This window comes from Exiguobacterium sp. s26 (genome assembly GCF_018618235.1).
GTDB lineage: Bacteria > Bacillota > Bacilli > Exiguobacteriales > Exiguobacteriaceae > Exiguobacterium > Exiguobacterium chiriqhucha.
Genome location: NZ_JACSLS010000002.1, coordinates 307,988 through 331,994 on the forward strand (window position 1 = coordinate 307,988; position 24,007 = coordinate 331,994).

21 protein-coding genes and 1 other annotated feature are annotated in these 24,007 nt (G+C 52.5%); of the genes, 4 read left to right on the top strand and 17 right to left on the bottom strand.

Annotated elements, in window-relative coordinates:
• Positions 1-3: 3 nt before the first annotated feature.
• Positions 4-927: an oligopeptide ABC transporter permease gene (gene opp3b, locus KNP82_RS04045; protein ID WP_214827114.1), complete on the bottom strand. Its 924-nt coding sequence runs from the start codon at positions 925-927 to the stop codon at positions 4-6.
• A gap of 303 nt (positions 928-1,230) precedes the next feature.
• The gene (locus KNP82_RS04050; RefSeq protein ID WP_214827116.1) at positions 1,231-2,847 is read right to left on the bottom strand and encodes a peptide ABC transporter substrate-binding protein; all 1,617 of its coding nucleotides are present in this window, start codon (positions 2,845-2,847) and stop codon (positions 1,231-1,233) included.
• Positions 2,848-3,119: 272 nt separating this feature from the next.
• Between KNP82_RS04050 and KNP82_RS04055 the strand changes: the two genes are divergently transcribed.
• Together KNP82_RS04055 and trpS are read left to right on the top strand one after the other, a co-directional pair.
• Complete coding sequence (locus KNP82_RS04055; RefSeq protein WP_214827119.1) at positions 3,120-3,488, top strand: DUF3899 domain-containing protein; 369 nt, start codon at positions 3,120-3,122, stop codon at positions 3,486-3,488.
• Between the two features lie 46 nt (positions 3,489-3,534).
• Positions 3,535-3,742, top strand: a binding site (T-box leader).
• A gap of 47 nt (positions 3,743-3,789) precedes the next feature.
• Complete coding sequence (gene trpS, locus KNP82_RS04060; protein WP_214827122.1) at positions 3,790-4,791, top strand: tryptophan--tRNA ligase; 1,002 nt, start codon at positions 3,790-3,792, stop codon at positions 4,789-4,791.
• Positions 4,792-4,906: 115 nt separating this feature from the next.
• Here the strand turns inward: trpS and KNP82_RS04065 are convergent, their stop codons facing one another.
• The 6 genes from KNP82_RS04065 to greA all read right to left on the bottom strand — a co-directional run bounded on the left by KNP82_RS04065 (position 4,907) and on the right by greA (position 11,865).
• A complete protein-coding gene (locus KNP82_RS04065) occupies positions 4,907-6,565 on the bottom strand; it encodes a peptide ABC transporter substrate-binding protein (protein ID WP_214827125.1) in 1,659 nt (552 codons plus the stop codon).
• Between the two features lie 203 nt (positions 6,566-6,768).
• Complete coding sequence (locus KNP82_RS04070) at positions 6,769-8,301, bottom strand: peptide ABC transporter substrate-binding protein (protein WP_214827127.1); 1,533 nt, start codon at positions 8,299-8,301, stop codon at positions 6,769-6,771.
• Positions 8,302-8,367: 66 nt separating this feature from the next.
• Positions 8,368-9,600: a beta-ketoacyl-ACP synthase II gene (gene fabF / locus KNP82_RS04075; RefSeq protein WP_214798945.1), complete on the bottom strand. Its 1,233-nt coding sequence runs from the start codon at positions 9,598-9,600 to the stop codon at positions 8,368-8,370.
• The gene (locus KNP82_RS04080) at positions 9,597-10,556 is read right to left on the bottom strand and encodes a beta-ketoacyl-ACP synthase III (protein WP_214752778.1); all 960 of its coding nucleotides are present in this window, start codon (positions 10,554-10,556) and stop codon (positions 9,597-9,599) included. The genes fabF and KNP82_RS04080 overlap by 4 nt, the downstream gene beginning before the upstream one ends.
• A 75-nt stretch (positions 10,557-10,631) precedes the next feature.
• Positions 10,632-11,336 (bottom strand): 5'-methylthioadenosine/S-adenosylhomocysteine nucleosidase, encoded by a 705-nt coding sequence (gene mtnN, locus KNP82_RS04085; protein WP_214752776.1) that lies wholly within the window; start codon positions 11,334-11,336, stop codon positions 10,632-10,634.
• A 55-nt stretch (positions 11,337-11,391) separates the two neighbouring features.
• The gene (gene greA, locus KNP82_RS04090) at positions 11,392-11,865 is read right to left on the bottom strand and encodes a transcription elongation factor GreA (RefSeq protein WP_138859707.1); all 474 of its coding nucleotides are present in this window, start codon (positions 11,863-11,865) and stop codon (positions 11,392-11,394) included.
• A 659-nt stretch (positions 11,866-12,524) separates the two neighbouring features.
• Between greA and KNP82_RS04095 the strand changes: the two genes are divergently transcribed.
• Positions 12,525-13,658 carry an RNA-guided endonuclease TnpB family protein gene (locus tag KNP82_RS04095; protein ID WP_214827129.1) on the top strand — a complete coding sequence of 378 codons (1,134 nt, stop codon included), beginning with the start codon at positions 12,525-12,527 and terminating at the stop codon, positions 13,656-13,658.
• Between the two features lie 99 nt (positions 13,659-13,757).
• Here KNP82_RS04095 and udk read toward each other — a convergent pair whose 3' ends face one another.
• The 9 genes from udk to KNP82_RS04140 form a co-directional block, all read right to left on the bottom strand.
• Entirely contained in the window at positions 13,758-14,393 is a 636-nt protein-coding gene (gene udk / locus KNP82_RS04100; RefSeq protein ID WP_214719530.1) for a uridine kinase, read from the bottom strand.
• Between the two features lie 16 nt (positions 14,394-14,409).
• Entirely contained in the window at positions 14,410-15,051 is a 642-nt protein-coding gene (locus KNP82_RS04105; protein ID WP_214719531.1) for an O-methyltransferase, read from the bottom strand.
• Between the two features lie 66 nt (positions 15,052-15,117).
• Positions 15,118-16,260 carry an endolytic transglycosylase MltG gene (mltG, locus tag KNP82_RS04110; protein WP_029595795.1) on the bottom strand — a complete coding sequence of 381 codons (1,143 nt, stop codon included), beginning with the start codon at positions 16,258-16,260 and terminating at the stop codon, positions 15,118-15,120.
• A gap of 71 nt (positions 16,261-16,331) precedes the next feature.
• Positions 16,332-16,631 (bottom strand): DUF1292 domain-containing protein, encoded by a 300-nt coding sequence (locus KNP82_RS04115; protein ID WP_021066932.1) that lies wholly within the window; start codon positions 16,629-16,631, stop codon positions 16,332-16,334.
• A gap of 13 nt (positions 16,632-16,644) precedes the next feature.
• Complete coding sequence (gene ruvX, locus KNP82_RS04120) at positions 16,645-17,067, bottom strand: Holliday junction resolvase RuvX (protein WP_214752772.1); 423 nt, start codon at positions 17,065-17,067, stop codon at positions 16,645-16,647.
• A gap of 1 nt (position 17,068) precedes the next feature.
• Complete coding sequence (locus KNP82_RS04125) at positions 17,069-17,335, bottom strand: IreB family regulatory phosphoprotein (protein WP_029595797.1); 267 nt, start codon at positions 17,333-17,335, stop codon at positions 17,069-17,071.
• Positions 17,336-17,372: 37 nt separating this feature from the next.
• Positions 17,373-20,012: an alanine--tRNA ligase gene (gene alaS / locus KNP82_RS04130; RefSeq protein WP_029595798.1), complete on the bottom strand. Its 2,640-nt coding sequence runs from the start codon at positions 20,010-20,012 to the stop codon at positions 17,373-17,375.
• 310 nt (positions 20,013-20,322) lie between these two features.
• Positions 20,323-22,530 carry an SF1B family DNA helicase RecD2 gene (gene recD2 / locus KNP82_RS04135; RefSeq protein ID WP_251128625.1) on the bottom strand — a complete coding sequence of 736 codons (2,208 nt, stop codon included), beginning with the start codon at positions 22,528-22,530 and terminating at the stop codon, positions 20,323-20,325.
• 70 nt (positions 22,531-22,600) lie between these two features.
• On the bottom strand, positions 22,601-23,287 hold the full coding sequence (locus tag KNP82_RS04140) for a magnesium and cobalt transport protein CorA (protein WP_021066927.1): 687 nt from the start codon (positions 23,285-23,287) through the stop codon (positions 22,601-22,603).
• Positions 23,288-23,403: 116 nt separating this feature from the next.
• Here KNP82_RS04140 and KNP82_RS04145 point away from each other — a divergent pair, with 116 nt between their 5' ends.
• Positions 23,404-23,952, top strand: coding sequence for a VOC family protein (locus tag KNP82_RS04145; protein ID WP_251128626.1), 549 nt, complete (start codon positions 23,404-23,406; stop codon positions 23,950-23,952).
• The last annotated feature ends 55 nt before the right edge of the window (positions 23,953-24,007 follow it).

Below are 24,007 nucleotides of genomic sequence, written 5' to 3' on the forward strand. Positions count from 1 at the left end.
CAGTTATTCCCCCCCCAAACGAATACGTGGGTCAACGACTCCGTAGAGCAAGTCGACAAGCAAAATGATAATAATGAACAAAGCTGAGAAGAACAGTGTCGTGCCCATGATGACCGAATAGTCATTCAACGTGATGGACGTAACGAACAATTCACCAAGCCCAGGTACCGCAAAGATTTTTTCGATAACGAACGTACCTGTCAACAGGCCAGCCGTCATCGGTCCGAGAATGGTGATGGCAGGAATCATCGCATTACGCACCATGTGTTTCCAGACGATGGCATTCCCGGTCAACCCTTTCGCTTTCGCGAGCGTGACATAATCTTGTCCGGTTACTTCTAGCATCTCAGTCCGGACGAAACGGGCGATGGACGCCGTAACCCCGAGCGAGAGCGAAATCGTCGGTAAAATCGTATGCGCCGGGGAATCCCAGAACGCAACAGGGAGTATTTGCAATTTAACCCCAACATAGTACTGAAGAAGGGCTGCAAAGACGAACGATGGGACAGAAATCCCGATTACCGAGATGAACATCGAACCATAGTCGATGGCCGTGTTATGACGAATGGCTGCCACGATTCCGAGCAACAATCCAACAAACGTCCCAAGCACAAGTGCTTGAATCCCTAATTGGGCTGACGGTCCGATTCGTTCCATAATCAATTCCGTCACTGGCCGGTTGGCCGTACGGAACGATACACCGAGGTCCCCTTGCACAAGGTTTCCTAAGTAAGTCGCATAACGAACTGGAAGCGGATCATTGAGTCCGTAACGGTCGTTCAAGAGTTGAATTTGTGTCTCCGTCAGTTTCTCCTGGTTTTGGTACGGCGAACCTGGAAGCAGGTCCATCAGGAAAAACGTGAACGTCGCAATCAAGAAGAACGTGATGAGGCCGTAAGTCAGCCGCTGAAGAATATAACGTCCCATAAATAAATACCCCCTGTTTTTCTAATGTGTCTATGCTTGCACCAACAGCGTCACTATGACATATTGCTCTTTTCTTGAATTCACAAAATGAAAGGAATTTTCTGAAAGAATAGGTCAAACGTCATCTCAAGGCTCTTAGCACAGCACATGAAAATCGAAGAATCCTTAGTTTGTAAAGTATTCTGAATTTTCACTGTTACTACATTATACTTTACCAACAAAACTTTTGAATAGTTTTTTCTCTGATTTCTAATTTTTTTTTAGAAAAGGGGGGACATGCGTGTTGCATGCCCCCTTTCTTCTTTAGTTGATATCGACGTATTTGTACTGGTAGTCAGCACCGAATAGTTGACGGTTGAAGTTTTCGACGTTCGGACGGAGCAAGTAAGCGACACCCGCTTGGTAAAGCGGCATGATGGCTTGGTCTTGTTCAATCAAGAGCGTCTCTGCTTCTTTGAACTTGTCATAACGTGCATCGATCGCTGTTTCAGCTGATGCTTCATCAATCAACTTGTCGTATGCTGCCGACTTGTAGTTGATGTCGTTCTGACCGTTGTCAGATGTGAAGATGCCAAGGTTCGTGAGTGGGTCTTGATAGTCAGGTCCCCAAAGGGCGAATGACATCTGATACTCTCCGTTCGCTTCGAGTTCGAGCTTGTTGTTGAACGGTTGTTGTGAGATGTTCACGGTCACGTTCGGCAAGTTCGACTCGAGTTGGCCTTTCATGTACTCTGAGATTTGTTTCGCGACTTCGCTATCGAATGAGAGAAGTTCGATTGTGACAGCTTCGCCGCCAGTCGCCTCTTCCCAAAGCGATGCCGCTTCGTCAGCGTTCGTTTCGAAATGCTTCACGCCTTCTGCGTAATCCGTTCCGTCTTCATACTTGATGAATTCTTTCGGGACAAACGAAGTCGTTGCGATTGAACCGTTGTTCAACAACTGATCGATAATCCCGGTTGGGTCGACCGCACGAGCGACGGCTTTACGGGCGTTGACGTCAGCAAAGAGTTCATCTTCGTGGTTGAACTTGAAGTAACCGACAGTTGAGCGAAGGCCTGTGCTGTAGTCATCGTTCTCTTGGAATGCGGCAACTTGTTCAGATGAGAGGCCGGCGTAGTCGACTTCTCCTGCTTCATACAAGTTGACGACTGTCGATGTGTCTTTGACGACGCGAACGTCGACTTTTTCTAGGGCTACATTTTCAGCATCCCAATACGATTCGTTTTTCGTCAAGACGTATCCTTGCTCGCGATCCCACTCCGACCATGTGAATGGACCGTTGTAAATGTGGTTTTCTGGTGACGTTGAGAAGTCTGCGCCTTTTTCAGTGGCGAACGCTTCGTTGATCGGTGTGAACGTACCGAACGATGTGAGTGAGATGAACGATGGGTCAGGACGCTCGAGTGTAACTTCAAGTGTCTTCTCATCGATTGCCTTCACACCGAGTTCTTCTTTAGGAAGTTTACCCGTGTTGATGGCTTCGGCATTTTTAACTGTGTTCATGATGTACGCGTATTGTGAACCTGTTTCAGGATCCACGGCGCGTTGCCAAGCATAGACGAAGTCGTTCGCAGTGACAGGTTCTCCGTTTGACCATTCCGCGTCACGAAGTGTGAACGTGTAGACCGTTTCGTCTTCACTCACTTCTGGTTCTCCTTCAGCGATGGCTGGAACGGCATTTCCTTCCTGGTCAAGACGATAGAGACCTTCCATCGTGTTGGCGATCAAGTTGAACGCCACAGCGTCCGTCGCGAGCGCCGGGTCAGCTGTTGTAATGTCAGACGTGTCCGTCAAGCGGAGAATCTTTTCTCCGTTCGAAGACGAACCGCCGTCAGAGTCTCCGCCAGTCGAGCAAGCGGCGAGCACTGAACCGAGTGCCAAGATGAGTGTCATCATGAGCAGAATCGATTTTTTCTTCATTGCGATGTCCCCTTTCTGAATCGTGAAGCATGGCGTTTCGTCGGACCGTAACATCTTACTTTTTCTTTAATTTTCTGAATATTTCATTTTGTATCCGACGAAAGAACGTTAGGGCTATTGTAAAAAATTTTTAATCAAACTGTCAACTCCCCAATAAACCGCTGTCATTTTTAACACGAACTTCTCGCCATATATGTGGCACAACAGGTATCATAGAGCCATAGGGCGGATGACTCGATGGAGCGCATCCACGCTGAAAGGAGTTTGTCACATTGAAAAATTTTAGAAGTATATTAATCGTTTGGGGAATTGTCACAATTGCCTACACCGTTTGGTCGAACTTGTCATACTACCAAGACGAGACGATCGGGTTCCATTTGAGTGGCGGCTTGTTCGTGGCCGGTATATTCGTCTTCGCGGTCGGGATGTTCTCTCATATGGGTGCCACCGGATTATTTGACGGGTTCATGTACGGGTTCAAACGCAATCGTCGGGCCAAGTTGAAAGAAATCGACCCTGACTACGAAGAAGACGAAGAAGCGTCACCGGAAGAACGAGCCGACCAAAGACGATCGGCGTGGCGTTGGGTGTACGTCGGTGTCGCGAGCGTCATTCTTTCCTACGTGATCACGCTCGTTTGACCTTCCGATTTCGCGGTCGATATGCTACACTATGGCTAGAACAATAGGAAACACAAGGAAGAAGACAAGTACCTCGAATCCCCTTTCCCCCAGAGAGTCTACGTTGCTGCGAGTAGATGGAAAGCGTCGAGCGAATGGACTTCGGAGTGGCTCGCCTGAAAGAGAGTACGGCGAGACGGTCACGCCCGTTAACGCGATCAAGTGGCATGAGTTTCATGCAAATTTGGGTGGCACCGCGGTTATTCGTCCCGATTTATCGGGCGGGGAACCGTGGTTTTTTATATTCTCTGGAGGTGCAATCATGGCAAAAATCTTTTCTGGCATTAAACCGACCGGCGTCGTGACGCTTGGTAACTACTTAGGCGCGATGAAACAGTTCGTCGAGTTACAAGAAGAACATGAAGCGTTTTACTGTGTCGTCGATCTCCATTCCATCACGGTTCAACTCGACCGCGTCGAGTTAATGGATAACACGCGCAAGCTTGCGGCACTCTATCTTGCTTGCGGACTCGACCCGGAGAAGTCGACGATTTTCGTCCAATCGGAAGTGAAGGCCCACGCCCAACTCGGATGGATGTTGACATGTATCGCCGGCATGGGTGAACTGAGCCGGATGACACAGTATAAAGACAAATCACAGAACAGTGAAAACATCGGCGCTGGCCTGTTCGTCTACCCAACATTGATGGCGGCCGACATTCTCTTGTACGGCACGGAACTCGTCCCGGTCGGCGATGACCAAAAACAACACGTCGAATTGACGCGTGATTTAGCCGAACGCTTCAACAAGCGATACTATGAGACGTTCACGATTCCTGAGCCGCTCATTCAAAAAGAAGGCGCACGCATCATGAGTTTGACGAACCCCGTCAAAAAGATGTCGAAGTCAGATGCGAATGTGAAAGGATTCATCTCGATGCTCGATGAGCCGAACGTCATCCGTAAGAAAATCAAGAGCGCGGTCACGGACTCGAGCGGTGTCATCAGCTTCGACCGCGAGAATAAACCGGGCATCTCGAACTTGCTTGAGATTTACTCGCTTTCGACTGATACCCCAATTGATGAACTCGTCGAGCGTTACAAAGATTCGAATTATGGAACGTTCAAGCAAGACGTCGCCGAAGCGGTCGTCGCCATGCTCGAGCCGATTCAGAATCGCTATCACGAACTCGTTGACTCAGCTGAGCTCGACGCCATCCTCGATGCGGGACGTGAGAAAGCAGAAGCCGTCGCCAACAAAAACCTCGCCAAAATCGAGAAAGCGATGGGGCTCACCCGGAAACGGGCCAAAGTGAAGAAATAACATGAAGCCGCCTTTTATAATCAAAGGGCGGCTTTTTTGTGCAAAGTGGCTCAAATTGAAGGCACAAAAAAAGAGACAGGCGTCCCCGTCTCTTTTTTTGTATGCTTGTTGTTTCTTATTGCTCTTTGCCTTCGATGTAAGCCCACTTGTACGAGTAGTCAGCGCCGAACGCGTGCTCAACGATTCCTTTAACGTATGGCTTCGTGAGGCGAGCCGATCCACGTTGGTAAACTGGTGAGATCGCGTTCTCTTCAAGAACGATTTTCTCTGCAGCTTGAAGGTCAGCCCAACGCTGTTCAGCATCTGTGCTTGATTTCGCAGATTCGATGAGCTTGTCGAATTCTTCGTTCGACCACTTACCACGGTTGTATGGTCCGTCAGTGACGAAGAGGTCAACGAATGTCATTGGATCCTGGTAGTCAGGGCCCCAGCCAGCGAATGTCAACTCGAACTCACCTTTGTTCTCAAGGTCAAGTTTGTTGTTGAACGGTTGTTGCTTGATTGTAAGCGTGATCCCTGGAAGGTTCTTCTCAAGTTCACCTTTGATGAACTCACCGATTTGCTTCGCAGATTCTGAGTCATAGTTGAGGAGCTCGATTTCGACAGAGTCTTGACCGAGTTCTTCAAGTCCTTTTTCCCAAAGCTCTTTCGCTTTGTCCACGTCGTAGCCTCCGATGTCGCCGTTCGCTTCACGGAAGTCCGCGCCGTCTGGTCCAGTGACGAAGTCTTTAGGTACGAGGTAGTTGGCAGGGACTGAACCGTTCGCAAGGAGCGTTTCAGAGATCGCTGCTTTATCGTATGCCGCGTCAATCGCGTTACGGATGTTTTGGTTGTCGAGCGCTTCAACCTCAGTGTTGAACTGAAGGTAGAAGAGTGTTGGCTCAACGACAGTTGAGAAGTCTTCGTTGTCTTGGTATTGAGCAACGAGTTCAGAAGTCAAACCAGTGCGGTCAACGTCGCCGTTTTCGTACAAGTTAACACCTGTTGAAACTTCTTTAACGACTTTAACGTTGATTTCTTCAAGTTTGACGGCTTCAGCATCCCAATAGTCGTCGTTTTTGACCATTTTCCAGCCTTGCTCGCGCTCCCAGCTTTCGAGTTTGAACGGTCCGTTGTAGAGAGTTGTCTCTGCAGACGTACCGAAGTTCTCGCCTTGCTCTTTGTCGAACGACTCAAGTTTAGGCATGAATACGCCGAAGCTTGTGAGGCCGAGGAAGTAATCTGCTGGTGCAGTCAATTTAACTTCAAGTGTCTGATCATCAAGTGCCTTGACGCCGACAGCGTCGCGCTCGCCTTCGCCAGTGTTGTAGGCTTCAGCACCTTCGATGATTGACATGACGTAAGCATATTGTGAAGCGTTGTCCGGGTTAAGGACTTCTTTCCAAGCGTATTCGAAGTCGTTCGCTGTTACAGGCTCACCGTTAGACCAAGTTGCGCCTTCACGGATTTTGAACGTGTACGTTTTCCCGTCTTCAGAGACGTCATGATCTTCCGCGATTCCCGGTTTCGGGTTGTCATCTTTATCCATACGGTAAAGACCTTCGTTAACGTTGTTCAACACGTTGAATGAAACTGCGTCTGTTGCAAGCGTTGGGTTAAGTGAAGGGATGTCTGAGCTATCGAGCAAGTTGAGGACTTGCGCTTCATCAGCATTTTCTGATGCGTTATTGTCAGTTGTTGCTCCCTCTTCTTCCCCTGTCGAACATGCCGCTAGGAATGCGCTAGATAGAAGTGTTACCGACGTTGCTAAAGCAAAACCTTTTTTCTTATTCATTGCGATGACCCCCTGATTTTTTTCGTTTTAACGAAATGAACGATGGTAGAAAATTCTGATAGTTCACTTTACAAAATTTGTTACCACAATCCCGTTGAAGCAATAATACAATATTCTGATAATTTTGCAAAGTGTTTATTTTGATTTTTCTAAAAAATTTTTAGTATAGGCTAAAAGCCCGCCTCCAGAGACGGGCTTTTAGCTCATTTTTCATAAACTTTAGAAAATGTTAGGACGTACGAAGGACCGATGACTGGAAAGCCGATTTCCGCATATTTGAAATCGACCGTGTAAGATCTTCCAGCTTGATAGATTGGGATAACGACAGCTTCTTCCAACAATCGTTTTTCGGCTTGTCGATACGTCTCGTTCCGCTCTTCCAGCGCCTCGGTCGCTCTAGCTTGTTCCATCAAACGATCGAACGATTTGTCGGCAAATCCGCTCGAATTCAAATAATTATCTGTCTCGAATTGGGTCAAATAGGCACTGAATGCGGGATAGTCCGGCTGCCAACCGGAAAGAGATAGCGCATATTCGCCTGCGACTTCTTTCCTAACTTTGTCTCCGAGTGGGAGTTCGACGACGTTCACTTGAAGACCCGGAAGTTTTTCAAGCTCTGTTTCAATCGCTAGGGCGATTTGTCGTGCCTCGTCATCGACAAAACTGAGCAACTCGATTTCAATCTCGTCTTCGTCGAGCCGTTCGAGCACGTCCGCGAACAGCGCTGCCGCTTCCCCGTCGAGGGACGTATCGAGTTCCGCTTCATCGGTGACGAGCAATCGTTCGGTCGTGACTTCGGCCCGAGCGAGTGAATCTTCCACGGCTTCCCGATTCAAGGCGAGGGCGAGCGCTCGCCGGAAATCAACATCATCGAACGGATATTCGTCGACGTTCGGCTTCAAATAGAAGACGCCGCTGCGTGGGACGTCGACGAGCTTGCCTTCGAGCAAGTCGATGGTCGCCTCATCCGTGCCGTATGGAATCGGATGGATGCCATCCGGTTCTGAATCCAGCCCTTCATCCGCCAACATCATAATCTTTTCGAGCGTGACGCGATCGGCATCGTAATACGCCTCGTTTTTCGTCAACGTGACTTGGGCCGCATCCAATGATTCGATTTGAAACGGACCGTTCGCATCAAGCTCTTGCCATTCCCCGATCATCGTCTGTGGTAAAAAGGCCGGCATCGCCAAAATCTGTTCGAACCCTTCCATCGGTCGTTCGAGTGTCAACTCGAGCGTCTGGTCATCAACGGCCTTCACGCCGAGCGTCTCTGGTTCTTTCGTCCCGAGACTGATTGCTTTTCCGTTCAACACGTCCTCCAGGAGGAAACTGAACGGAGAGTTCGTGTCGTCATCGGCGAGTATCTGGAAATGATCGACGAACGTCTCGGCCGTGACCGCATTGCCGTTCACGGTTTGACTTTCTTTCAACTTGAACGTGTATGTCGCGCCGTCTTCTGATCGCGTCATCGTCTCGACGAGTCCCGGTTCGATTTCCCCGTCCGCACCGAAGCGATACAAGCCTTCATAAATATGCGATAACACAGTTTGTGAACTCGGGTCGATGGCGAGCAGCGTGTTCGGTTGCTCGGGTAATGTCTCCCCATGAATCGTCACGATTTGTTCTTCAGGTGGTACTAATTCTCGTGCCTGCTCTCGTTGTCCGTACCATATAACGAAAAAAAGGATAAGGACTGAACCCAACAAGGCGGCACCGATGAAAAATCGTTTCATCTGGCATTCTCCTTTCTGTTAGCTCAACCCTTATACCCTACCCGTTTTTGCCACTTATTTCTACTATTAGTCGTTTACTTTCGCGAATGCAAGCGTCGCGTTATGGCCTCCGAAGCCAAGCGAGTTGCTGAGTGCGTACTGGATATCAAGTTCCCGATTTCCGTCACGGACATAATCTAAATCACAATCGTCTGCCGGTGTCTCACAGTTGATCGTTGGGTGAATCCGTCCCTCATGAATCGATAGCGCTGTAATGACGGCCTCGACTCCGCCGGCGGCACCAAGCAAGTGCCCGATCATCGATTTTGATGAGTTGACGGCCAAGTTATGAGCATGGTCACCGAAGACGTTGTGGATGGCTTTCGTCTCCAACATATCGTTGAGCGGTGTGCTCGTCCCGTGAGCGTTGATGTATTGCACATCTTCCGGACGAATCCCCGCGTCCCGAAGCGCCTCGTTCATCGCTTTCGATCCGCCTTCCGCTTCTGGTGACGGCGCCGTGATATGGTAGGCGTCCGAACTCATGCCGTAACCGACAACTTCCGCATACATTTTGGCACCGCGCGCTTTCGCATGCTCGTATTCCTCGAGAACGAGCACGCCCGCACCTTCACCCATGATGAAGCCGTCACGGTTCGCATCGAACGGTCGGCATGCCGTGTTCGGATCCGGATTCGTCGATAGCGCCTTGTTGGCACAGAATCCTGAGAACGAGAGCGGTGTGATTGGCGCCTCGGCCCCACCCGCGAACATGGCGAGCGCATCGCCGCGTTGAATGACTTTGAACGCTTCCCCGATTGAGTTCGTCCCAGAGGCACAAGCTGTGACCGAACAGTTGCTTGGCCCTTTCGCCCCGAGATAAATCGAGACTTGACCGCTCGCCATGTTCGGAATCATCATCGGGATGAAGAACGGGCTGATGCGGCGTGGTCCCCGCTCATGCAAGATGCTCGCTTGTTTGTCGATCGTCTCGACCCCACCGATTCCACTTCCGATCCAAATCCCGACTTCGTCCGCGATTGCTTTCACATCTAGACCGCTATCTCGATGCGCGGCGTCAGCGGCTAAAATCGAGTATTGGATGAACGAATCCATCTTGCGCGCCTCTTTCGGCTCGACCAAGTGATCGATGTTCCATTCCTTGACTTCTGCCCCGACTTTGGCCGGATATTGGCTAATATCAATCTTCGTTAACGTATCGACTGCATTGTCCCCGTTCAACAGTCGCTCCCACATTACCGTAACATCGTTCCCGAGCGGGGATACGACTCCTAATCCTGTGATGACTACTCGTTTCATGCGTTAATCTCCTCCGTGATGTTAGCGTTATTCCATGTTAGACAACTCGCTCCCCATGTGAGCCCGGCGCCGAATCCGGCGACGACGACCGTCTGACCGTTTGAAATCTTCCCGTGCTTGACCGCTTCAGCCAAAGCGAGCGGAATCGAAGCGGCTGACGTGTTCGCATGGTCTTGAATCGTGACGACAACTTTTTCTTCTTGAAGCCCTAACCGTTCAATCGCAGCGTCGATGATGCGACGGTTGGCTTGGTGCGGCACAAGGACGTCCAGGTCATCAATCGATTTCCCGGCTCCTTCTAATGCCTCGAGCACGATATCCGGCATTTTACGAACAGCGAACTTGAAGACTTCGCGTCCGTTCATGACGATTTTACCTTCTTCGTTCTCATATAAGAACTTTCCGCCGGTCCCGTCGCTGCCGAGTACGATGGAATCGATGGCGGCGACGTCGTCTTCACCGAGGACGACGGCACCTGCCCCATCACCGAACAAGACGGCCGTCGAGCGATCGTCCCAGTCGATGAGGTTCCCCATCTTCTCGGCCCCGATGACGAGCGTCCGTTTCAAGCCTTTCGCCTGCATCATGCTCTTCGCCGTATCCATTGCGAAGATGAAGCCGCTACAGGCGGCACTGACGTCGAAAGCGACCGCTCGCTTGGCTCCGAGGTTGGCCTGAACGAGACACGCTGTCGCCGGGAACGAGGGCGCCGTCGCCGTCGCACAAATAATCGCGTCGATATCTTCAATTGAGACGCCTGCGCTTTGGAGCGCCCGCTCGGCAGCATGTGTGGCCATATCGGCGACCGAGAGATCAGCGTCGGCCAAATGTCGCGCCTCGATCCCGGTGCGGGTCCGAATCCATTCATCGCTCGTATCCATTCGTTTTTCCAAATCGATGTTCGTGACCCGATGCTCCGGAAGGAACGAACCGATTCCAATGATTCCAATGTTCATATTGATGACCCCTATTCTTAGTATCTGGTACTAATATAAGGGAATAAAAAAGGGATGTCAACGCATCCCTCTCGATTATTCACTTTGACCGAGTCGTTTCGTGACGGCCATGACCATTTTTGCCGAGTTGATTGATGCCGTCTCTAAAAATTCGTCGAACGACAAGTTTGCTTCTTCGTCGGCACTGTCCGAGATTGAACGGGTCACGACGAACGGAATCCCGAACTGATAGCACGTCTGCGCAATCGGTGCGGCTTCCATCTCGACGGCCGCGACGCCTTCGAAATGCCCGAGGATGTCGGCGACACGTTTCGAGTCGTTGATGAACGAGTCACCAGTCACGATGAGACCCGTATGCACGTTCACATCATGGAGGCTCTCAATCACTTCTTTACAGACATCCATCAGATGAGCATCAGCTTTGTACGCTGCCGGCATGCCTGGCACTTGGCCATACTCGTAGCCGAACGCGGTCACGTCAACATCGTGATGACGGACTTCGGTCGAGACGACGACATCTCCGACTTTCATTCCTTTTTTGAAGCCACCCGCCGAACCGGTATTGATGACGACATCTGGTTTGAACTTATCAATAAGAAGCGTCGTGCCGATGGCCGCGTTCACTTTTCCGATCCCTGACTTCAAAATGACGACTTCGACGTTGCCGAGGTACCCTTCGTAGAAGTGATAGTTAGCGATTTCCGTGTCCGTCCGTTCTGTCAATTCGTTGCGGAGCAAGTTCACTTCTTCTTCCATTGCTCCAATGATTCCAATTTTCATTATAAGTGCCTCCTCAGAAAGAGAGCGACATCCATGTGGAAGTCGCTCATTTGTGTTACTTGATTTCCTTGATTTCGACGACCATGTCGCCGCCTGGCGTTTGCACGTTGACGACATCTCCGACCGTACGGCCGAGAAGTGCTTTTGCAATCGGTGATTCGTTCGAGATTTTCCCTGTGAACGGGTCAGCCTCAGCGCCACCGACGATTGTGTACGTCTCGTTCTCGTTATCTTCTTGAATGAAGAACGTCACGGTCTTTCCGATTGCGACCATCGAGTTATCAGCCACATCGTCTTGGATGATGACTGCGTTACGAAGCATCTCTTCGAGTTGAGCGATCCGTCCTTCGACCATTGCCTGCTCTTCTTTCGCTGCATCGTATTCAGCGTTCTCAGACAAGTCTCCGAAATCGCGGGCAATCTTAATATTCTCAACGACTTCTTTACGGCGCACCGTCTTCAGTTCGTTCAATTCATTTTCGATTTTCGCTTTTCCGTCTAACGTCATGTAATGTTGTTTTTCAGCCATTTCTGTCACTCCTTCATTGTCTCCTAGTATATTACAGAATTTACGAACGGGAAAGCCCATATCCGACACATCCCGTTTTTAAACATGGGATAAACGTGAGTTCGGACGTTCTCCATATCCGACATTCGGTTAAATCTATCGCATAGACACATACAAGTCTCTAAAACACCTTTGTCCACCGACCTTTGAAAATCGAGTCCGGCAGCAGACCGATGATACGATGCTTGTCGTCATGCTAAAGACGCTAAAACATCAAGTAGGCACACCTGTAACGACCTGTGGTAGATGGTCACAGTCCACCAACCTGGGGACCTATAGAGTCTATCTCGGTAGAGGTGATGGCACACTCTCATTTGAAGGCTTGAACAAAACAAAAATGAACTGCGTTCGCACAAGCACTTCAGAATCCCACGGTTTCAATGGTGAGAGTGTCAAAGCTCTTTTAACTAAATTTGGCGAGAATTCTCCCACCTCTAAACGTCGAATAGGGAAGGCCCAGCGTAGGTGGAAGATGAACCGCCTGCTTGCAAATCCTTTGGATATCCCTGTGACAGATATAACGAACGAAGGTTCGTGATTCTGTCAGATTCTCTCGCCCCCACCGCGGGTATCGGAATGGGACGAGACTCATCCTGACACCGCCCAAAGGAGGGACGGACATGCTGAAGGGCTACAAATACCGGCTCCACCCGACGGCGGCACAGGCCGAGTTCCTGATCCGGACGATCGGCTGCGCCCGGTTCATCTACAACAAGCTGCTCGAGGACCGTATCACCATCCACGAGGAGGCGAAGGCGGGCGGTGGGCCGAGACGGAAACCGCCGACACCCGCCTCCTACAAGCCACTGTTCCCGTTCCTGTGCGAGGCGGACAGCCTCGCGCTCGCGAACGCGAAGCTGCACCTCGATGCGGCGTTCGCGAAGTTCTTCGCCGGGACGGCCGGCTTCCCGGTGTTCAAGTCGAGACGGAAGGCGCACGCGTCCTACACGACGAACAACCAGCACGGAACAATCCGCATCGAGGGAGACCGGGTACGGCTCCCGAAGATCGGGTTCATCCGGTTCACACAGCACCGCAGTTTCAACGGGAAGATCCGATCGGCGACCGTGTCGATGACGAAGACGGGCACGTTCTTCGTGTCGCTCCTCGTCGAACAGGACGACGAGCCGTGGGTCCCCGCCGAGCACAAGGTCGGGATCGACCTCGGCCTCGGGCACTTCGCCGTCACGACGAACGACGCGCTCGTCACGGAGAAGATTGCGAACCCGCGCAACCTGCGAAAGGCCGAGGCGCGGCTGAAACGGGCGCAACGCGCGCTCTCCCACAAGAAGCCGGGCAGCAAGAACCGCGAGAAGGCCCGGCTCCTCCTCGCGAGGAAGCATGAGCAGGTCAGGAACCGGCGCAACGACTTCCTCCACAAGCTGTCGCGACGCATCGTCGACGAGAACCAAGTCGTCGTGGTCGAGACGCTGAAACCGAGGGAGATGATGCAAAACCGCCGCCTGGCGAAATCGATCGGGGACGCCGGGTGGGGCGAGTTCGTCCGCCAGCTCGCCTACAAATGTAGGTTCCGTGGTCGGACGCTCATCAAGGCCGACCCATGGTTCGCCTCGACCCAAGTCTGTTCGAACTGTGGCGAGAACGACGGCAGGAAGGGACTAGACATCCGGGAGTGGACATGCGGCACGTGCGGCGCGCACCACGACCGCGACGTCAACGCGAGCCTCAACCTGTTGCGCCTCGCTGACCGAAACATCCCAGGGCAGGGACTGCCCGACGAGCTTGGTCCATAACCGCGGCTAGTAAAAGCACGGTCTTCCCAAGAAACTCCCACTTCAAGTTGCGAAACAAGCAAGTGGTGAGTAGTTCACATTGAAAACGATTTATTTCCCTTACGCGCGGTTACGTTCTGTCAGCACCCAGCGAATCTTCGTCACGAGCAAATCGATGGCGACAAAGTTCTCTCCGCCTTCAGGGACGATGATATCCGCGTAGCGTTTCGTCGGCTCACAAAATTGAAGATGCATCGGCCGGACGACGTTCGTATACTGGGCGACAACCGAGTCGATTGACCGGCCCCGCTCATTCAAATCACGTTGCATCCGGCGTAAAATCCGCACGTCCGCGTCCGTGTCGACGAATACTTTAATATCCATCAAATCACGGAGACGGTCGTCCTCGAGCGCCAAAATACCTTCGACGATGACGACATCGACCGGTTCAATCAAAATCGTCTGATCCGAACGTGTGTGTGCGGCATAATCATATACCGGCTTCTCAACCGCCTTATGTTCTTGTAACTGTTTGATATGTTCAATCAATAAATCGTTATCGAATGCGAACGGATGATCATAGTTCGTCTTATACCGTTCTTCCATCGTCATCTCTGACTGGTCTTTATAATACGCGTCTTGCTCGATCATGACGACCGATTGTCCTTTGAACGCATCCACGAGCGCGCGGGCCACGGTCGTCTTGCCTGATCCGGTGCCCCCGGCCACGCCGATAATGACGGGTTTATGTTGCATCAAAGTTAAATCCTCCTCATCGTAATTTACGACTGATTGCTAGGCCATCACCAAGGGGCAAAATTGCAGTATGATAATCGGTCCGTGCCATCAATTGCTCAGTAAACTCTTTTACGAGACGGACGAGCCGGCGGCGACGGCGGTCAAGCACTGACACGTCTTCGAGCAGGACGTCCCCTCGTAAAAATAAATTATCGCTGTAAATCGTACCACCAATTGGTACTAAAGCGCCATACCCATCAAAGAATTTTTGATACTGGCCTTTGGCCGCATCGATAAAGACCGCATCGAATTCTCCTTCAATCGTCCCAATCAATTCGACCGCATCTCCATGGATGACGGTGATTCGGTCCGACACGTCCGAGCGTCCGATAAAGCCGAGCGCCTCTTCGTGACGTCGCGCATTCCGCTCGATTGTGACGATTTCAGCGTCCGGTAACAGCTCGGCCATCCGAATCGCGCTATAGCCGATGGCTGTCCCGACCTCGAGGATGCGGGCCGGGCGCTGCAACGCCAGAAGCGACAGCAACACTTCTGAACCGGTCAAGTCCATGATTGGCACGTGGTGTTCTTTCGCGAACGCCTCCATCTCCGCCAAGAGCGGGGACCGCGGCGTGACCAAGTTTTCCACGTAACCTTCATAGGATGAATGTTCCACGTCGTACACCTCAACCTCTCTATTCATTCAAACGACCGGAAGCCAAGGCTTCCGGTCGCATATCCGTCAATTGTTGTTTGCTTCTTCGAACGCTTCCCATTCTGGACGATACTTGTTGACGTTCTGTTGGTGCGCCTCGTACTCCACTTCGAACAAGACTTCCCCGTTCGGGAATCCTTCACGCGGTGGTCGGGCGTAGAAATAAACGTTATCCGTATCGTTCGGATTGAGCGTGGCGACGAACGCGTCACGACTGACCGCAGCGATTGGTCCGATTGGGATCCCTTCGTAGCGGTATGTGTTATAAAGTGAATCGTTTTGGAGATCGTTGAACGATGTGAAAATCGAAGTCTCCCCGGTACCGTACCAGACGGTCGGGTCAGACTGCAACTTCATGCCATCGGCCAAACGGTTTTCGAACACGCCGGCAATCTCTTGCCGGTCTTCTGTCGACACGGCCTCTTTCTCAACGACCGAGGCGAGCGCAAGCGTCTCATGGAACGTACGTCCCGACGCTTTAACCGCATCCCCATACTCGAGATAGAGCTGTTCGGTCGGCTTCAACATCTCATCGATGATCTGTGTGAGTGTGACACCTTTGTCGAACTCATACGTGGCCGGGAACAAGTAACCTTCGAGCGGATGGTAAATCCCATCAGCGAGTACTTCGTCGGTCAACATCTCATGCTCATTGACGAGCGAGCGGATATACTCTTCGTCGCTCAGTTGGGCCGAAATCTCTTCTTTCGGGATTTCTGCAACTTTAGCGAGACGTGAGATGACCTGATCGATTGTAAAGCCTTCCGGAATCACCAATTTGATATCCGGGACGACGATGACTTTCCCGGTCTTCAGCGTAGCAATCAACTCGTCAAGCGACTGTGACGGAGACAATGTATACGTCCCCGCTTGGAACGATGATTCATTTTTAAATCGTGTATAAAAACGGAAAATCGTGCTATTCCTCACGAGCCCATTCTCTTCGAGTAGTTCGCCAATGTACCCTGAACCTGCACCGAGCGGGACCTCGACCTCGACCGATTCGGTCGAAGACGGGTCGACGGGTTCGAGCGATCGTTTCACGAACGCATACGACACCGCGGCACCTGTGGCGATAACTAGAAGAAAGACAGCAAGGATGATGACCGTAATTCGCCGAACGATCCGGTTACGTGCACGCTTCTCATCAAACATCGATGGATGGTTCATGCGCATTTCTCCCCTGTTCTTCTGTTATGAAGATGGGCGACGAGGGTTTCCCCTAGCCGCCCGCCCACGTATTAGTCTAATCCTACTTCGTCATTGACGATATCGAACGCTTCCATGACTTCCTCGAAGTCAGCGTCGTCTTCGACGATCTTCAAGACGAACTCTTCGTCTTCAAGTTCTTCGATTTCGAACGCGTATACTTCGATTGTGTCTTCATCTTCCGTTTCCGGGTTACCGACCGGCTCAAGAACGACAAACGTCTTGTTCGTGCGGTCACTCGTCATACGGAAAATTTCTGCGAATAAATGCTCGTCTCCATTTTCATCTGGAATACGGTACATTTCTTCTTCGTTACGGCTAAGTTCTGCCATACGTAATTCCTCCTTATTTGCCTGCGCGATCCAGGTAGTTTTGTAAAATCATGACGGCTGCCATCTTATCGATGACGGCCTTTCTCTTTTTTCGGCTGACGTCTGCTGAAATCAGCATCCGCTCCGCTTGCATCGTCGTCAAACGCTCGTCGACGAGAATCGTCGGCAAACCGGTCGCCTCGGTGAGGGCTGCGGCAAACGCCTGTGACGCCTCGCCCCGAGGTCCGATCGTCGCGTTCATGTTCTTCGGTAGACCAACGACGACTTCTTTCACATCGTACTGCTCAATAATCGGTTGAAGCAGACGGACAGCTTCTTCAAAATCCGGCTCGGTCCAGTAGACCGTCTCCACACCTTGCGCCGTCCATCCCATGAGATCGCTCACAGCGACCCCAATCGTCTTCGAACCGACATCGAGCCCCATGACTCGCTTCATATTAATCCTCTCTACGATCGTTCAAATACGATTTGACCAGCTCTTCGAGCAGCTCATCTCGTTCGATTTTGCGAATTAAGTTTCGCGCATCGTTATGACGCGGGATGTAGGCAGGGTCACCTGACAACAAGTATCCGACGATTTGATTGATCGGTTGGTAGCCTTTCTCCTCGAGTGCTTGATACACCGTGATCAGCGTTTCCCGAGTGTTGGCTCGATTATCATCTTCTGGAAAATTGAATTGCATCGTGCGATCCATTTGGCTCACAAGAATCCACCTCTTTCCGTTTGCACTTCACATTCTATTATGCCAGTGATTGAACGTAATGTGAAGCAAACTTCAATGCTTCGTCCAGTTTTGTCGCGTCACGGCCTCCGGCTTGTGCCATGTCAGGACGGCCTCCACCGCCACCGCCGCAACGTGTTGCCACTTCTTTAATCAATTTCCCGGCATGGAAGCCACGGTCGTTCAAGTCTTTCGTCACCCCTGCGACGAGGTTAACCTTGTCGCCGTTCGCCGAACCGAGCAAGATGACGGCTGAACCGAGCTTGCCTTTCAATTCGTCGACCATGCCACGGAGCGCGTCCATGTCTTGTCCGTCGACGCGTTTGGCAATCAATTGGACATCGCCGAACGTTTCGATGGCGTCAGTGAGGGACGACGCTTCGATGTTCGCAAGCTTCGCTTTGAGCGATTCGCTCGCGCGTTCGAGTTCTTTCATTTCAGCTTGAAGCGCTTGGACACGTGTCGGCACTTCGAGCGGTTTTGTCTTGAGCAGTTTCGCTGCCGTCTCGAGCGTCTCAATATGCTGGTTCATCACTTCGTAAGCCCCAGCGCCTGTGACTGCCTCGATGCGACGTGTACCGGCCCCGATTCCTGACTCCGACAAGATTTTGAAGAGTCCGATTTCAGCCGTGTTGCCGACGTGACAACCACCGCAAAGCTCGACCGAGTCACCGGCCGCGACGACGCGGACGACGTCCCCATACTTCTCACCGAAGAGCGCCATCGCACCTTTCGCTTTCGCGTCGGCGATGTTCATCTCTTCGATATCAACAGCGATTGACGCCCAGATGCGTTCGTTCACTTGACGCTCGATCGACTGAAGCTCTTCAGCTGTCACTTGACCGAAGTGCGAGAAGTCGAAGCGGAGGCGATCCGGTGTCACGAGTGAACCCGCTTGGTTGACGTGCTCACCGAGCGTGTCTTTCAACGCGCGATGCAACAAATGCGTCGCCGTGTGGTTTTTGATAATCGCTTGACGTGAGTCGAAGTCGACTGTCGCCGTCACCGCGACCTCTGCCTTGGCGACACCCGATGTGACCGTGACCGTATGCAAGTTTTGGCCGTTCGGTGCTTTCGAGACGTCTTTCACGTGAAGGACGAAGTCCGACCCGACGATTTGGCCTTTGTCACCGATTTGTCCGCCGCTCTCTGCATAGAATGGCGTCTGGTCGAGGATGACTTGCGCTTCTTCGCCTGCTGCGACGACGTCGACGAGCTCACCATCGTGAATCAAGCTGATAATTTTTGCTTCCGTGCCGAGGTTCGTGTAACCGACGAATGATGACGCGAGCGTGATGTCTGCGAGTACGCCTGACTGGATTTGCATCGACTCGACGTCGGCGCGGGCTGTCCGGGCACGTTCGCGCTGGGCGTTCATCGCTTGTTTGAAGCCGTCCTCGTCGACTGAGAGGTTATGGTCTTCAGCATACTCAATCGTCAACTCGAGCGGGAAACCGTACGTATCGTAAAGACGGAATGCATCTTCTCCGCTGATGACGTTCGAACCGGCTGCTTTCTGTGCTTTCGCGACTTCGTTCAAAATGGCAAGACCGTCATGAAGCGTCTCGTGGAAACGCTCTTCTTCGTTCTTGACGACCTTCTTGATGAAGTCTTTCTTCTCACGGACTTCCGGATAGAAGTCGACCATGATGTCGCCGACGACGTCGACGAGCTCATACATGAACGGACGCTCGATGCCTAGCATCTTCGCATAGCGGACGGCCCGGCGGAGCAAACGACGAAGCACGTAGCCACGGCCTTCGTTCGATGGGAGCGCCCCGTCGCCGATCGCGAACGAGACGGTGCGGATGTGGTCAGCGATGACTTTGAACGCCACATCTTTGCTGTTGTCGGCGCGATACGCCTCGCCGCTGATTTTTTCTGTCTCACGGATAATCGGCATGAACAGATCGGTATCGAAGTTCGTCGGCACGTCTTGCATGACGCTCGCCATCCGCTCGAGACCCATCCCTGTATCAATGTTTTTCCGTGGGAGCTCGGTGTAGTTCCCGTGCCCGTCATGGTTGAACTGACTGAAGACGATGTTCCAGATTTCAAGGTAGCGTTCGTTCTCGCCGCCTGGGTATAGTTCCGGATCCGTCGGGTCGTCGCCGAACGCCGGTCCGCGGTCGAAGAAGATTTCCGTGTTCGGGCCAGACGGGCCTTCCCCGATTTCCCAGAAGTTCTCTTCAAGTGGGATGATGCGGTCAGCCGGAACGCCTAGTGCGAGCCAGATTTGTTTCGCTTCTTCATCTTCCGGGTGAATCGTCACCGACAGGCGGTCCGGATCGAGTCCGTACCACTCATCGCTCGTGAGGAGTTCCCAGCCCCATTTAATCGCATCTTCGCGGAAGTAGTCCCCGACCGAGAAGTTTCCGAGCATCTCGAAGAACGTATGGTGACGAGCCGTCTTCCCGACGTTCTCGATGTCGTTCGTCCGAATCGACTTCTGCGCATTGACGATGCGGGGGTTGGCAGGAATGACGCGGCCATCGAAGTATTTTTTAAGCGTCGCGACACCTGAGTTGATCCAAAGAAGCGTCGGATCCTCGACCGGTACGAGCGAGGCACTCGGCTCGACACTGTGTCCTTTTGATTTGAAGAAATCTAAATACATTTGGCGAATCTGTGCGCCAGTTAATGGTTTGAGCGGTTTCATCAACAATTCCTCCTTCAGTTTAAACGAAACGAAAAAAAGCGATGCTCATCCCTGTGGAAAGGGACGAAAGCATCGCTTCGTGGTACCACCCTCGTTCGCACGGCAAAGCCGTGCCTCGAACATCCGATAACGCGGATGAGGCGCCCAGGGTGAGTGGGGACTCCAGACTAGCTTCGGTCGACCGGACCCCCATCTTCTCTCAGCCTAGGAAGATGTCTCTGGTGAGGCGGTTACGACGTACTCATTTCCTTCATCGTCTTTAATCGTTTCAGTTTTCTATTGGTCATTATCACACGTCAATCGGGAGACGTCAAGACTTGCCGCCTAGCCGCTCGACGAGTTTCGTCCGCCGCACCGGTTCCTCTTCCCGTGTCGCCGCCTCGAGCGCACGCACGTCCCCGAACAAGAGCAGGCTCTTCTTCGCCCGCGTGACGGCCGTATAAATCAAGTTGCGCGACGAGCGGAAGCCGCCGTTGAAGAAGACGGGCATGAGCACGATCGGGAACTCGGACCCTTGCGACTTATGGATGGTGATGGCATAGGCGTGGGTGAACTGGTCCCATTCGCTCCGGTTATACTCGACCTCGGTTTGATCGAAACGGATATAGATTTTATCGACCTTGTCGACGTTCTCTTTGGCGTAAAAGATATTCGTGATTTCGCCGATGTCGCCGTTGTAGACGTTCTCCTCGGCGTTATTGACGAGTTGGAGCACTTTGTCCCCGTTTCGATACGTCCGGTTGCCGTGCTTCACTTCCCGGGCCGCCGATTTCGGATTGAACACGTTTTGAAGTGCCTCGTTCAAGCCGTCGATGCCGCATACCCCGCGGTACGTCGGCGCGAGCACTTGGATATCGAACGGTGAATAGCCTTTTCGTAGCGCGGCCCCTGCCATTTGGCAGATGGCTTGAAGTGCCGTCTCTTGGTTGGCCGTATAGAAACGGCGGTCCGGCAGCGCCGCGAGCAAATCGTCCGGCATCTGTTTCGCGTTGAGCGCGTGCGCCAGGCGCAGGATGCTCGACTCGGACGCCTGCCGATGGACGACATCAAGGCGGACGACCGGGATGCCGTCGGTCGCCATCAAATCGGCGAGCACTTGGCCCGGTCCGACCGAAGGCAATTGATCACGGTCCCCGACGAAGAGAATCTTCATCCCGTTCGGCACGGCCCGGAGCAGACTTCGGAACAAGAAGATATCGATCATCGACGCCTCATCGACGATGAGCACTTTTCCGACGAGCGGATTCGTGTCATCGACTTGGAACGAGCTGCCATCGAACTTTAAGAGGCGGTGAATCGTCGAGGCCGGTAAGCCCGTCGACTCACTGAGCCGTTTCGCAGCTCGTCCGGTCGGTGCGGCGAGCACGAACGGGAACGGTTGATTCTGTACCGGTTCGAGCTTCCAATCGAACACGTCGCTAAGCGCGTGGATGATGCCGCGGACGACGGTCGTCTTCCCGGTACCCGGTCCACCGGTGAGTACCATGAGCGGCGACTTCAAAGCGAGTTCAATCGCTTCTCGTTGTTGTTTCGCATACTCAATCGAGAACATCTCTTCGACGCGTCCGACCGCATCGAAAATCGTCGTCATATCGACGTCTTCTGTCGTCGAGGTCGACATGATGCGCGCGAGTTCTTCGGCCGCTTTTTGTTCGGCCCGGTACACGCGTGGATGATAGACGACCCCGTCTTCGACAATGACACGTTCATCGTTCGCGAGCGTCTCGAGCGCCGAGACGAGCGCCTCGCCCGGGTCGCCGCCGATGATGCGCGGCATCTCATTCGCGAGCTGGTCGGCCGTGACGAACAAGTGCCCGTTCCCTTGCTCGAGCTCGAGCACGTACAACACGGCCGCCGCGATCCGTTCCGGGTGAATCCCTTGAATCCCGAAGTGAGCGGCGATGGCGTCGGCCGTCTTGAAGCCGATACCAGGGACATCATACATGAGGGCGTATGGATTTTTCTCGATCGTCTCCATCGCCCGACCTTCATACTCTTTATGAATCTTCGAGGCGAGTCGTGGTGTGACGTCGAACGGCGCCAAAAACAACAGCAACTGATCGACCCCATACAAGATGTTCAACCGTTCGGTGATGACACGGGCTTGTTTCTCTTTCAAGCCGTCGACGTTTGACAAAAGGCTCGGATGCTTGACGATTTTGTCGATGCAGTCGTCTCCGAGTGCGTCAGCAATCTTCTGGGCCGTCTTTTGTCCGATTCCAGGGAACGAACCGTTCGTTAAAAAGCGGACGGCCGCGCGCTTCGTCATCGGGACGACACGACGAATCCACTCGGCCTTCATCTGTTTCCCGAACCGGGGATGGTCGACGAGACGCCCGTGCGCTTTGTATGTCTCACCTTTTTCAATGCCGACGCCGACACCGGCGATGACCATCTCGGTCTCGTCTGTCTCAAAGTTCTTTTCTTTTATACGTACGAGCGCGATCGTGTGCGCTTCTTCTTCCGATTGAAACAGGACGCGGATGACTTTTCCTGTCAACTCGTAAGGTGCTGCCATCATTCGAGCCACCTCCAGCTAGTTTTCCATCCCCCATTATAGCCCGAGTTGAAACGATAGGACAAATCGCCTAACTGAACAGGTTCAAGATGCGCTCAAGTTGATCGAGGTCGACCCGTTCCAAGATTTGAATGAGTTGATCGAGATCGATTCGGTTCAAGATCCGTTCAAGTTGATCTAAGTCCACGGTTTCAAGCAACCGTTCGAACCGTTCCAACTCGCCCGAATTGACATACCCTTCGAGCCGCTCGAACAGTTCGGTCCGCTCGATGCGGAACAATTGCTCCAAAGATGGCCGCTGAATCAACAACACGAGACCTGCGGCAACGACATGGACGCCCCAGTTGAGCACGACATGACCGAGCCGCACCGTCTGTCCGACGAACGGGATGAGCGGGATGAACGACAACTGCAACACGATGATGGCGAGCTGGATGTATGGATTTGGGATGAACCAAGCCACAATCGCGAGCAGGGCTGGTACGACCCAGGCCACCCCGACCGTCCCGAGCGTTACGGACCAAGAGCGATGAGTCGACAACACCCAATGCATGATGATACCGAGCACGAAGAACGTCGCGAATAAGACTAACAGGACGGTCGACGCCCGCTCCGACTCGACGACGACCCGGAACAACAGATTGTTTGTCCATTCGCCCGTCGCTAAACGTTCGTCGATGGCGGCAAACAGACGACCGAGCATAAACCATTCGATGATAAAAAAAACAAGGACACTGACCAGACTGATCAATCGCATACACTTCTCCCCTCTCAATTGTTATTCCATTTCCCGAACAATTGGACGGCTATGCACGTTTTTCGTCGAATCAAAGCGGGAACTGTTCGAGTGAACCTATGAAGGAGGGACTATGTATGACGAAACGTATTCCAATCAGTGGCCTGTGTGAACTCGTGTTAGAAGTGACCGATATGGCGGAGGCCGTCGACTTTTGGCACGGCAAGCTCGGACTTCCCGTCGTCGAACAATGGGTCGGTGACGATGCCGAGCCGAGCGAAGCACAGGAACAGGCGGACGAACCATGGGCGACGTGGCTCTATGTCGGGGGGAACACCCGTCTCGGCCTCTGGCTGAAACGTGATTTCACATCGGAAGAAGAATCGAATCGGCAAGAAGAGGTGACCGAGTGGGATATGCTCTATGATGAGGGCGGCGCCCACGTCCACTGCGCGTTCTATGTGCCGATGGACTCGTTCGACCAAGCGCTCGAGGTATTAGAGGCGTCAAACATCCCGACGAAGCTCCGGACGTGGGACGAAGACGAGACGGTCAACGGCAAAGAGCGCTCGGCCTACTTTAAAGACCCGAGCAAGAACGTCATCGAGCTGTATACGAAAAACATGGACGAGGCGTACGAGAAGTTCGGTGGCGAGCCCGTAAAAATCACGACGAAGCAACTCTGATTCACGTATACGCTCGACAACCCCACATGATACGATGAGAGAAAATGGAAAAGGT

Coding starts and splice junctions, on each gene's coding strand:
- opp3b (WP_214827114.1), bottom strand. CDS start 927: ATGGGACGTTATATTCTTCAGCGGCTGACTTACGGCCTCATCACGTTC.
- KNP82_RS04050 (WP_214827116.1), bottom strand. CDS start 2,847: ATGAAGAAAAAATCGATTCTGCTCATGATGACACTCATCTTGGCACTC.
- trpS (WP_214827122.1), top strand. CDS start 3,790: ATGGCAAAAATCTTTTCTGGCATTAAACCGACCGGCGTCGTGACGCTT.
- KNP82_RS04065 (WP_214827125.1), bottom strand. CDS start 6,565: ATGAATAAGAAAAAAGGTTTTGCTTTAGCAACGTCGGTAACACTTCTA.
- KNP82_RS04070 (WP_214827127.1), bottom strand. CDS start 8,301: ATGAAACGATTTTTCATCGGTGCCGCCTTGTTGGGTTCAGTCCTTATC.
- fabF (WP_214798945.1), bottom strand. CDS start 9,600: ATGAAACGAGTAGTCATCACAGGATTAGGAGTCGTATCCCCGCTCGGG.
- KNP82_RS04080 (WP_214752778.1), bottom strand. CDS start 10,556: ATGAACATTGGAATCATTGGAATCGGTTCGTTCCTTCCGGAGCATCGG.
- mtnN (WP_214752776.1), bottom strand. CDS start 11,336: ATGAAAATTGGAATCATTGGAGCAATGGAAGAAGAAGTGAACTTGCTC.
- greA (WP_138859707.1), bottom strand. CDS start 11,865: ATGGCTGAAAAACAACATTACATGACGTTAGACGGAAAAGCGAAAATC.
- KNP82_RS04095 (WP_214827129.1), top strand. CDS start 12,525: ATGCTGAAGGGCTACAAATACCGGCTCCACCCGACGGCGGCACAGGCC.
- udk (WP_214719530.1), bottom strand. CDS start 14,393: ATGCAACATAAACCCGTCATTATCGGCGTGGCCGGGGGCACCGGATCA.
- mltG (WP_029595795.1), bottom strand. CDS start 16,260: ATGAACCATCCATCGATGTTTGATGAGAAGCGTGCACGTAACCGGATC.
- KNP82_RS04115 (WP_021066932.1), bottom strand. CDS start 16,631: ATGGCAGAACTTAGCCGTAACGAAGAAGAAATGTACCGTATTCCAGAT.
- ruvX (WP_214752772.1), bottom strand. CDS start 17,067: ATGAAGCGAGTCATGGGGCTCGATGTCGGTTCGAAGACGATTGGGGTC.
- alaS (WP_029595798.1), bottom strand. CDS start 20,012: ATGAAACCGCTCAAACCATTAACTGGCGCACAGATTCGCCAAATGTAT.
- recD2 (WP_251128625.1), bottom strand. CDS start 22,530: ATGGCAGCACCTTACGAGTTGACAGGAAAAGTCATCCGCGTCCTGTTT.
- KNP82_RS04140 (WP_021066927.1), bottom strand. CDS start 23,287: ATGCGATTGATCAGTCTGGTCAGTGTCCTTGTTTTTTTTATCATCGAA.
- KNP82_RS04145 (WP_251128626.1), top strand. CDS start 23,404: ATGACGAAACGTATTCCAATCAGTGGCCTGTGTGAACTCGTGTTAGAA.